The following is a 10,450-nucleotide window of genomic DNA, read 5'->3' on the forward strand; positions in this document are numbered from 1 at the left end:
CAAGAGCCTAAGCGTTAAGCCTAAATAGATTCTGGCTGATTTTTTTAAAAATTTACCATCAAAAAGTTAAGAGATTTTTAGAAAAAATAAAAGCGGTGCTAAGCACCGCTTTTATCCCGTTTCTATAAAAAAGACAACGAAAAAAGATAACAATTAAGCTTCTTCTTGTTCTTCGCCCTGTAGCTTTAGTAAGAAGTATCCAAAGGCAATACCGACGGGAATCAATACCATCGATAGAATCATTGCATTAGCTAGTTCTCCCATAATTTTCTCCAAATAATCTAAATAATATTTTTTGTATTGTTAAGAATTTTACAATGACTCTGTAACCACCTCCACATCGATCGCATCCTCATATTCTTCGTGATGGCTCTCATCCCGATCATCAGGAGATGTATGGGAGCTGGCGGTGGTTTGATAAGAGCGTTTAATTTCTTCTTCATCTAGCCAGATCGGGCGCACCTCATAATGTACCCGTAAGTTAGGCGGCGCACTGCGCTCGGCTTCACGGACAAAGCGATTTGCTTCCCATTCTGCCTGAAATGTATTAAGCAGTTTTAAGGTTTTCACCCGTTGACGTTCTAAATAAGTCCAAACTTCCCAAGCGTTATATTCAGGTTCTTTGGGCTTTTCGATAACTTCCTCTGATACTTCAGAGCGATCGCTAGCTGCTGACGCTTGAGGGCTGTCCCTAAGATCGTTCCGAGGAATAGCCTCGCCATTTTCCTTCGCGTCTGATTTGGGAGGAGATGGGTCTAAGTTTTCCGCCATCCTTGTCTGAGCTTCACGATGATCGTCCGATGGTTCAGAAGATTTTGGGGCTGAGCCCTCGACATTATCAAGATCCTGCGATCGCGACAGGCTTTTGATTTCTTTAGCGCGAATTTTTTTGACTGAAGAGGGATCGGCGATCGCCTTTACCTCGATTGCGGTCTGCGATTGATCGACCCATCCTTTAAAAATTACTTCTTCACCATTGATCGTTAAGCGATCGCCCACCTCTAAAGCAAAGCCTGCTAAAGAATTGAATAATGGTTTGGCATTAGCGGAAGAACTAACCCCAGCAGGTGCTTGACTGCGGCGATCTGAACGCTCTTCTTGAGGGACGAAATTATTTGCCTGACTGGATTTCCCTTGGTCAATCAGGCTTTGGACTCCCCCAACTGTGTCCTCAATTCACTAATTTGAGAATACAAAGGCGCTAAACTACTTTCCACGTAGGTTAGCAGTTCGGGATGCAAGGTAAATGGAGCTATTTCTGGCTCTAGGCGCGATCGCTCTGGCGGTGGCTCTGCTGGGACAAATTCGCGACTTACGACAGCTAAGATCCAATCAGCGATCGCCTGTTGTTTTGCATCAGCTTGAGATTTGATTTGGCTTAATAAAGGCAGGGGAAAACGAAGATTTACCTGTTTTGTCCTGTGGGGAGTTGCCATTATTTGCCCTTACTTAAAAAATTTGAGACTTCAATTATAGCAATCGTCTCTACAATCGTCATGGTAAAACCCATAAAAGGAAAGACAGCTATAGCCAAATAAGTTAAGACATAAAACCCAGAAGAGTGTTGCGGCGCGAAGCGCCGCAACACTCTTCTGGGTTTTGTTTTTGTCCTAACATAACTGGCTACTGCTATACATCACGGTTAAAGTAATGTCTCTCCCTTAGTTTCACATAGCTTCATAGAAATTTCGAGTACCCACTTTTACTTAAATTGCAAAGGAGATTTCCCCAACGAAAGCATTACCATTACCCACAAAGCTAAGCTAGAGCAGGCAAAAGCAGAAATAACTCCTAAGAAAAAGCTATTCCATACAATAATCATTACGATCTTCTCCTGAAATCAATCCTAGCTATGATGTATACATGTATAGCTTAATACTTTATTTCCTGTATACATGATTGCTGACAAAATTTAACTAATGTAAGTTGGAAGTCCCGCACCCTATCCGTTTACAGGATGGGTGACGGGATGAAAACGAACCAGAAAATAAATTGAGCGCTAGCGAATCCATGATAAAATAAGCATATCTTGACCACTAACTCCCAAAGTAAAAACCAAACTAAAGGGACGTGTTGCAAGGAAAATATAGGTCTTAGGAACTAGGACTTCTGCCTGTGGAGGGACGATAAGACTCGCTATATTTCGATATAGAAAGCTCATCCTAGTGAATCAGGAAGCCAGTGCTGTATGCAGAGCATCAGCGTCTGGTAGTTCACCAGCACCGCTTTGACTTTATAGCTGTCGCCAAGTGTATTAGACATAAACCCCAAGCATTGAGTGGCGGCGCGAAGCGCCGCCACTCAATGCTTGGGGTTTGATTTGTCCTCATTTCAAGTGACTGCGGCGAAGCCGCCCCAACGATTCTGGTCAAAGCTGAAAACGGCGTAGCCATTTTTAGCTTTGGTATAAGATAACTTTTGATAAGATGAATCCCTGTACTTTTTTCTTCCAAAACCATGACCGACTGGCAACTCGCCGCCGAATTTGAAGACATTCTCTATCACAAAGCTGATGGGATCGCCAAAATTACGATCAATCGTCCCCATGTGCGTAATGCTTTTCGCCCTAAAACGATCGCGGAAATGATCGCTGCCTTTGCCGATGCTAGAGAAGATATTGAGATTGGCGTAGTTTTGCTGACAGGAGCAGGACCTGCCCCTGATGGTAAATATGCTTTTTGTGCGGGGGGCGATCAAAAAGTTCGCGGTGATGGTGGCTATATTTCCGAGTCTGGCGTGCCGCGTTTGAACGTACTCGACCTGCAACGACTCATTCGCACGATGCCTCAACCCGTAATTGCTCTGGTTGCTGGCTATGCGATCGGCGGCGGTCATGTACTACATGTCGTTTGCGATCTGACGATCGCTGCTGATAATGCTATTTTTGGTCAAACGGGACCAATGGTAGGCAGCTTTGATGGAGGTTTTGGCGCATCTTACCTAGCCAGACTCGTTGGTCAGAAAAAAGCACGAGAAATTTGGTATCTCTGCCGTCAATACGATGCCCAAGAAGCCCTAGAAATGGGTTTAGTCAATAAGGTTGTACCCATCGAAAAATTGGAAGCTGAAGGCATCCAATGGGCTCAGGAAATTTTAGATAAGAGCCCTCTGGCGATTCGTTGCCTCAAGTCTGCTTTTAATGCCGATTGCGATGGGCAGGCGGGAATTCAGGAGTTAGCAGGAAATGCCACCCTGTTGTTTTATATGACTCAAGAGGCGCAGGAGGGTAAACAGGCTTTTCTCGAAAAGCGCAAACCCAATTTTCGCCAATATCCTAAACTGCCGTAAATACAAATAAAAAAAGGTGCGAAGCACCGTTTTTTTATTTGTATTTATAATCCCAAAGCTCAAAATGGCTACGCCATTTTGAGCTTTGGGATAAAACGGGTTTTGAGAAAGGGTTTGCTACGCAAACCCTTTCTCAAAACCAAAAGTAAAAGCCTTGCTTAGCAAGGCTTTTACTTTTGGGCTTTTAAAATTTACCCACTTAATACCAATTCCCAAAAGTGTAGTCACACTTTTGGGAATTGAAAACCAAACCCAGTAAGGGTTTTAAAATCACAAAATGGCGTAGCCATTTTGTGATTTGGTATAAAACGAACTGACGTTAGGTAGGCGTATTGGGGCGAATTAAAACTATTGGTGTTTGTTCAGCAGCATTACCCGCAGGGTTCATTAATAGAGCTTGATTGAGCAAGTTTTCAGATACACCTGACGTAGAAGCTAAGACCTTAACCCGCCGTAGATCGTTGACATCCACGATCGCTGCTTCTAGTCCCGTACCAGCTTTAATTTCATCGACTACTGCTTGAGGATTTTTAGGACCTAAGACAATAAATTGATCGTAGGGGGGCAAAGTACCAGTCACGTCATCAATCAATCGCGCCTGCTCACCCGCAAGCATATAAAACACTCCAGGTACGCGAAATATTGCCTTAGCCAGCGAACCGACGACAAAGGCAAAGGCAACGCGCCATGCGCCCGACTCATTGATTAAGGATTGCAAACCGCAGGCGGTGGCAAGGCTAGAGGTACTTTTAAAGTAATAACAAAGGCGCTTGGCTAACCATTGAGGCTTAATATCGCTGGGATGATAAAAATTACCCTGCATAATCGCGATCGGGGTTTCAGCGATCGTCACAATATCTCCAGCTTGGGCATGGCTCATCACATACCTTTGCATGACTTCTACAGGATTATCTCCAGCAGAAAGAATATGGGTGCGAATTGGCAATACATCCGCATCGGTGGTTGGTCGCCAGCGTTCCCTTTGATTTGCATCGGGAAACTGTAGGGGGATAATGCAGTGTTTAATTTTTTCTTCGCGTCCCGCTGGACCATAGATGGTGTAGCCAACCCGTACCCATGCAGTTTTCAGTTCTTCGAGATTCTTGCCGCTCAGGTCGATCTGAATCTCCACTCCCGTGCTCTGGTTGGGATTGACAATGTAGGACTCCCAATAGTTATCATTACGACTGCCCGTATTGGGATGGCGCGATCGCAGTTGTACTTTACTATGGATTTCGTCGAGATTATCGCTGGATAGCAGAGACAGTATAGGATTTACCTCTACCAAAAACACATCAAGATTGCGGGTGTAATTGGTCGCGGTTAGAAGTAATTCCAAACGATAATGCTCTGGCTCATAGGTCAGAAATTGCCAAACCCCACTGTCAAATTCTAGCAAGTTGCCTTGGCGAGTTTTGTATTGCCATTCAAACAAAAGCCAGAGAAAGAGGACAAAGCCACCTAAGCCCGCGATCGCAATGCCCACACCGATCAAAATATTCATAAGCCTTAATCTCTAACTCCTAATCTCTACTGATAGATTGTTTAAGAGTTTTGCAAAGTTCCGCGATCGCATGGAGTCCGCCATCAGGCTCAGCCAACTTCTTCACCATCGCACTACCCACGATCGCTCCATCCGCATTCCAATCAATAACCTGCTTAGCATGTTCGGGCTGGGAGATGCCAAAGCCAACAGCGATCGGTTTGTCTGTAATTACTCTGAGCTGCTCGATCATCGTCTTCACCCCCTTAGCAACCTCGGTACGAACTCCTGTGACCCCCGTGGCACTCACCACATAAATAAAGCCCTGAGACTTTTCAGCGATCGCTGCACAGCGATCGGGAGGGCTGGTCGGAGCAATCAATAAAATCACCTCGATACCAGCTTTTTGGGCTGGCTCCAGTAAAACATGGGATTCTTCCAGCGGCAGATCGGGAACGACTAACCCTCGGACTCCAGCCTCATAGATCGTTTGTAGAAATTTTTCCACCCCAATATTTAGGATCGGGTTGTAGTAGGTAAATAAAATAATGGGCGATCGGAGTTCGGGCGCAACCGTTCTAACCACATCCAAAACCTTTTCAAGGGTTGTCCCTTTTTGTAAAGCCCTAGTTGCCGCCGCCTGAATTACGGGACCATCTGCTAGGGGATCGGAATAGGGAACCCCCAACTCAATCATGTCCGCGCCGTTTCGATCCAAAACCCGCAAAGCCTTGGCTGTTGTCTCTAAGTTAGGATCGCCAGCCGTAATGAATGGAATCAGCGCGGCTTGACCTTTAGCTCGCAGTTCTTCAAATCGAGCGGAAACGGATATCATGACGTAAAAATTCCCACAAAAGTAGTCCCGTATTATACTACCGCCTCATGGCTACATCGATAAACTTTTAAAAGCCTTGCAAAGCAAGGCTTTTAAAAGTTTATCGAATGTCATCAATAGCGCCATCTTCATGCCATCTGTTCCTGCTAAGTAGCTGGACATAATTAATACCAAATCACAAAATGGCTACGCCATTTTGTGATTTTAAAACACTTACTGGGTTTGGTTTTCAATTTCCAAAAGTGTAGCCACACTTTTGGAAATTGGTATAAAATCCAGATTAAAAACCTGTGACGCAAGCTGCGCTTGCGTCACAGGTTTTTGGTTTTTATATTTACTTGCGCCTAGCTACTTATCTAAAGCGGTTGGCATTTTCCCGCACGGATGAGCCCGATCCGTTTAGCGATCGCTTCACCTTGAGAGGCAAAACCGCCCCAAGTTTCGACAGAATTAGCAATATTTTCCTTATTGTCAGTCTTAATAATTTCACATATACCTGTGTCGCGTTTACAGATAAACCACTGCTCGACTGAGCGATCGCCGCGATCGCGAATATCATTTTGAGCGATTTGGTCAGACATTTAGTTTTATGGTTAGTTTTACGGTTAGTCTTCCAATTTTATAGCAACAACTCTAAGGATGAGTGGCGGCGCGAAGCGCCGCCACTCATCCTTAGGGGTTTGATAAGAGCTTACCGCCCATATTTTTAATTGTGCCTTAGCTCCTTATGAGGTTGCATCCTGTCCCTAAACATAGTAAAAGAGAGCATAGGTTTATTAAGGCTTTGTCAAATATGCAAACTCTTGAAAGAGCCAAACAACTATAAAATCAGTAAAAATGGCGTTAATTATGGCGCAAATATTTGGAGAATTTACAGAAGACTTTTCCGAAAGAAGCGAATTTTTAGTTTTGGGATTTTCGCCATCCTCATTGCCAATTCAGCTACGATGGAAGACAAATGGGCTTTCGGCTGATTTTTTGGGAGATTATGTTAAGAATTTTTTTCCAGGTGATACTAGTGCAGCCTTAAATAAACAAACAGAAATTCGTTCTGCCGTTAGTTTTGTTGCCAACGAATTGCTGGAAAATGCAATGAAGTATAGCGATAAAACTGCGGGGCAACCAGTTAATCTAGAAGTTCATTTGTTTAGAGATCGCCTCATATTTTTATCCAAAAACTCCGTCCACCCAGATGCGATCGTCAACTTCCAATCGTACTTACAAGAACTCACCACTAGTGACATTGGTGAAATGTACATCAATCAAGTCGAAAAAAGCGTTGACAACGATAATGAGGCAAGTTCAGGGCTTGGCTATTTGACAATGATCATGGACTATGAAGCAGTTTTAGGATGGAAGTTTGAACAGTCTCCAAATAATATAGATATAGTTATGGTCACTACAATGATACAGTTACCAATTTAGCCATATCTTCAGCGCATAAACTAGGAATTTTTTAGGAACTTTTTTTAGAAAAGATTAATTGGATTTTTGTATTAGGAAGTATTAGGAGAAGAGATAGAATGGAAGTGAAAGGAGACGATTATCGCGTTTGGTATGAGCCATCAGAAATGGCTATTTATTGTCAAGGTTCGTTACGTTTAGCAGGTACGGAGGAATATGCACCAATCGTTCAGATTTTAGAAAAATCACTAGAAGAACCTCCCAAAAAAATCAAACTAAATCTCTGTCAATTAGAATTTCTAAATAGTTCAGGTATTAATATTTTATCTAAATTTGTGATCAAGGTTCGGCAAAAAGAGACCATTAGTATCATCGTTCAAGGCTCTGAAGTCATACCTTGGCAAGGAAAATCCCTCAAAAATCTGCAAAGATTAATGCCATCATTAAAGCTTGAATGGATTTAGCTAGTTTGTCCTTTTGGAAATTTTTTGAGTAATTTCACTAGCGATTTCATGGCGAATAATATCTAAAAGGTTACTGATTGCTGGTGGGGAGACATAGCCCGTATCTACCTCACGCCCTGAGACTTTCGACAAGAAAGCTAAAATCTGCTTGGGCAACATCAATGTCAGTCCGTTTTTAAGATGTAGTTCCAATTTATTAACGCCAGTGACCAAAGGATAACTACTGTACTGACTCAAACCATTAACCACCTGACCACCAACATCAAAGTAGCTTAACTGTACATATCGATAGTTAGGTGCAGGAATGCTGTAGCCATAAGCCTCTTGCTTGAGCAATTCATTCAGATCGGCGTACTTATTAGCCTCAGCAAACAATAAACATTTCTCTAGCGATCGCGTTAGGGGCAATTTAAGACTAGATTCCTCTAATTCAAAGCGGACTTCTAAGGATGCAAGAATATCTTCAATACAAGGAACAATGCGAGATTCTGAAACTGACATGGCGATCCGTGCTAAGTATAGCTATAGCTCATTAAACTTAGAATATAAAACTCTGAAAGTAAATGTCAAAATTGTGACCTAGCAGTTTTGGATTGCGCTTTTGGATTGCGCTTTTGAATTGTATAGCAACCACAAAGATGAGTGGCGACGCGAAGCGTCGCCACTCATCTTTGTGGTTCTGAGGACATAACTACTGGGAAAGGCTATAAAATGATGGTTACAGTTATTTCTATGCAAAGTCCATGCCCACTTCCGCCGATCGCATTACTACACAAGAAGTTGCACCAGAGGCTATTGATGTGGATATCCCAAAACGGGGAATGCCAGTTACAATCATCACAGGTTTTTTAGGAAGTGGTAAGACCACTTTGCTCAACCACATTTTACAAAACCAACAGGATTTAAAGGTTGCGGTTTTAGTAAATGAGTTTGGGGATATCAATATCGATAGCCAGTTGCTGATCTCAGTTGATGAGAACATGATGGAACTGAGCAATGGATGTATTTGCTGCACCATTAATGATGGTCTGGTTGATGCTGTTTACAAAGTTCTCGAAAGAGGAGATCGCATTGACTACATGATCGTTGAAACTACAGGCGTTGCCGATCCCTTACCAATTGCCTTAACCTTTTTGGGGACGGAGTTACAACACTTAACTCGCCTCGATTCGATTTTAACTGTAGTTGATTCTGAAGCATTTACTGCTGAGCATTTCAATAGTGATGCAGCCCACTCTCAAATTATGTACGGCGACATCATTATCTTGAATAAAACCGATCTAGTTTCCGAAACAAAGCTGCAAGATCTTGAAACTTACATCAATCAAACTAAGACTAAAGCAAGAATTTTGCGATCGCAATTAGGAGTTGTGCCCCTGCCATTAATTCTTGATATCCAGATCGACCAATCGGCGATCGCCTCGAAGCAACAGACTAGCCATAATCACGCCAATAACGATCACGCCCATCACGATCACGCCCATCACGATCACGCTCATCACGATCATGGCGATGCTCACACCCACGAACATTGCCACGATCCCGAATGTAATCACGAGCATCATCACCATGACCATCATCACCATTCCGATCACCTAGAAAACGATGGGTTTATTTCGATCTCATTTCAAAGCGATCGCCCCTTCGATCTCGACAAATTTCAAAACTTCCTTGATAAAAAGCTACCTGTAGATGTATTTCGGGCTAAAGGAATCTTGAATTTTGCCAATATTGACAATCGCTACGTCTTTCAGCTTAGCGGCAAACGCTATGAACTCAAAACCGATGATCGCGGTAAATCAATCAATAACCAGCTAGTGATCATTGGACGTAATTTACACCGTGAAGAACTACTAGCAGATCTAGGAAGTTGCCTCGTCTAATTAAGTCCTTATCACCAGAGGTCAAGTTATGGTCATTCCAGTTAATGCGATCGCCACCAAACTCCCAATTAATTGGGAACCACTACCCGCAGATTATGTTTTACCAGACGATCCCGTGGAAAATGAACAACAACCATTATTAGCGGCGGCTCTTACCGAAGCGCTAGTTGCCGCCAATCTAATTGGGGCTAATGCTCTTATAGTCTCTAACTTTGGCTTAGTAGCCACAGTCAACAAACAAATTGTGGTCAAAGCTCCAGATTGGCTATATGTTCCTCATGTTTATCCCAGTGATGAAGGCGTAATTCGCCGCAGCTATACGCCATACCGTGAAGGTAGTGCTGTCAGTATTGTTATGGAGTTTTTATCTGATACTGATGGCGGCGAGTTTTCAGTACGCTCCACGCCACCCTACGGCAAGCTTTATTTCTATGAGCAGATTTTGCAGGTTCCTGTCTACGTCACCTACGATCCCTATGTCCAAAATCTTGAAGTAAGAGTTTTGCAAAATGGCTATTACGTGATTCAACCCAAGGATGAGTATGGTCGCGTATGGATAGCCGAGTTAAATTTGTTTCTTGGCGTATGGTCAGGAACAAGAATGCTCACTACCACCTGCTGGCTAAGATTGTGGGACAAAGATGGCAACCTGCTCTTGTGGAATGCTGAAAAAGCCGAGCAAGAACGTATGCGTGCTGAAAGAGAATATCAACGTGCTGAAGCATTGGCTGCAAAGTTACGTGAATTAGGAATCGATCCTAATTTATAAAAAAGAGTCGGCACTAAGTGCCGACTCTTTTTTATCCCAATTTACGAAAGTGTAACAACACTTTTATGAATTGCCCCCCAGACCTCTTAAGGATTTCTAAAACTAAAATGGCTATACCATTTTTAGCTCTGGATTAGCTTATATAGCTGCCGCCAGCAGCAATTCTCATTATGAAAGCAAGCTAGTCAAACCATTGATATTAGGGTTATTGTTAATGTCATCAGGATGATCATGATTCATGCAGGGCAAGATCTTTGAAACAACAAGGATCGTTCGACACAATAGTAGGATTTTTTCGACAACTACTAGAATCATTGCCAGACA

Annotated in this window: 12 protein-coding genes; 5 read left to right on the forward strand and 7 right to left on the reverse strand. The window is 43.0% G+C overall.

What is annotated here, in order from left to right; genetic code table 11:
- Positions 1–153: 153 nt before the first annotated feature.
- The 3 genes from AC805_RS15090 to AC805_RS15100 form a co-directional block, all read right to left on the reverse strand.
- Complete coding sequence (locus AC805_RS15090; protein WP_009627705.1) at positions 154–264, reverse strand: PetM family cytochrome b6-f complex subunit 7; 111 nt, start codon at positions 262–264, stop codon at positions 154–156.
- 48 nt (positions 265–312) lie between these two features.
- Positions 313–999, reverse strand: coding sequence for a hypothetical protein (locus tag AC805_RS15095; protein WP_055076186.1), 687 nt, complete (start codon positions 997–999; stop codon positions 313–315).
- A gap of 143 nt (positions 1,000–1,142) precedes the next feature.
- Positions 1,143–1,436 carry a hypothetical protein gene (locus tag AC805_RS15100; RefSeq protein WP_055076187.1) on the reverse strand — a complete coding sequence of 98 codons (294 nt, stop codon included), beginning with the start codon at positions 1,434–1,436 and terminating at the stop codon, positions 1,143–1,145.
- Between the two features lie 1,021 nt (positions 1,437–2,457).
- Here AC805_RS15100 and menB point away from each other — a divergent pair.
- Positions 2,458–3,288 carry a 1,4-dihydroxy-2-naphthoyl-CoA synthase gene (gene menB / locus AC805_RS15110; RefSeq protein ID WP_055076189.1) on the forward strand — a complete coding sequence of 277 codons (831 nt, stop codon included), beginning with the start codon at positions 2,458–2,460 and terminating at the stop codon, positions 3,286–3,288.
- 319 nt (positions 3,289–3,607) lie between these two features.
- On the opposite strand, the gene AC805_RS15115 is transcribed toward menB, so the two are convergent.
- From AC805_RS15115 to AC805_RS15125, 3 genes are all read right to left on the reverse strand, one after another.
- A complete protein-coding gene (locus tag AC805_RS15115) occupies positions 3,608–4,792 on the reverse strand; it encodes a coenzyme F420-0:L-glutamate ligase (RefSeq protein WP_055076190.1) in 1,185 nt (394 codons plus the stop codon).
- A 19-nt stretch (positions 4,793–4,811) separates the two neighbouring features.
- On the reverse strand, positions 4,812–5,606 hold the full coding sequence (gene trpA, locus AC805_RS15120; RefSeq protein WP_009627711.1) for a tryptophan synthase subunit alpha: 795 nt from the start codon (positions 5,604–5,606) through the stop codon (positions 4,812–4,814).
- Between the two features lie 356 nt (positions 5,607–5,962).
- Positions 5,963–6,187, reverse strand: a complete 225-nt coding sequence (locus tag AC805_RS15125; protein WP_055076191.1) for a hypothetical protein — start codon at positions 6,185–6,187, stop codon at positions 5,963–5,965.
- 268 nt (positions 6,188–6,455) lie between these two features.
- On the opposite strand from AC805_RS15125, the gene AC805_RS15130 reads away from it, so the two are divergent.
- Together AC805_RS15130 and AC805_RS15135 are read left to right on the forward strand one after the other, a co-directional pair.
- Positions 6,456–7,031: a slr1658 superfamily regulator gene (locus AC805_RS15130; protein ID WP_055076192.1), complete on the forward strand. Its 576-nt coding sequence runs from the start codon at positions 6,456–6,458 to the stop codon at positions 7,029–7,031.
- Positions 7,032–7,129: 98 nt separating this feature from the next.
- A complete protein-coding gene (locus AC805_RS15135; protein ID WP_009627714.1) occupies positions 7,130–7,474 on the forward strand; it encodes a slr1659 superfamily regulator in 345 nt (114 codons plus the stop codon).
- Here AC805_RS15135 and AC805_RS15140 read toward each other — a convergent pair whose 3' ends face one another.
- Positions 7,475–7,975 carry a hypothetical protein gene (locus tag AC805_RS15140; RefSeq protein WP_055076193.1) on the reverse strand — a complete coding sequence of 167 codons (501 nt, stop codon included), beginning with the start codon at positions 7,973–7,975 and terminating at the stop codon, positions 7,475–7,477.
- Between the two features lie 242 nt (positions 7,976–8,217).
- Between AC805_RS15140 and AC805_RS15145 the strand changes: the two genes are divergently transcribed.
- The gene (locus AC805_RS15145; RefSeq protein WP_055076194.1) at positions 8,218–9,357 is read left to right on the forward strand and encodes a GTP-binding protein; all 1,140 of its coding nucleotides are present in this window, start codon (positions 8,218–8,220) and stop codon (positions 9,355–9,357) included.
- 28 nt (positions 9,358–9,385) lie between these two features.
- On the forward strand, positions 9,386–10,126 hold the full coding sequence (locus AC805_RS15150; RefSeq protein ID WP_055076195.1) for a Uma2 family endonuclease: 741 nt from the start codon (positions 9,386–9,388) through the stop codon (positions 10,124–10,126).
- Positions 10,127–10,450 lie beyond the last annotated feature (324 nt).

Origin of the sequence: Pseudanabaena sp. 'Roaring Creek' (genome assembly GCF_001402795.1) — a bacterium.
Lineage (GTDB): Bacteria > Cyanobacteriota > Cyanobacteriia > Pseudanabaenales > Pseudanabaenaceae > Pseudanabaena.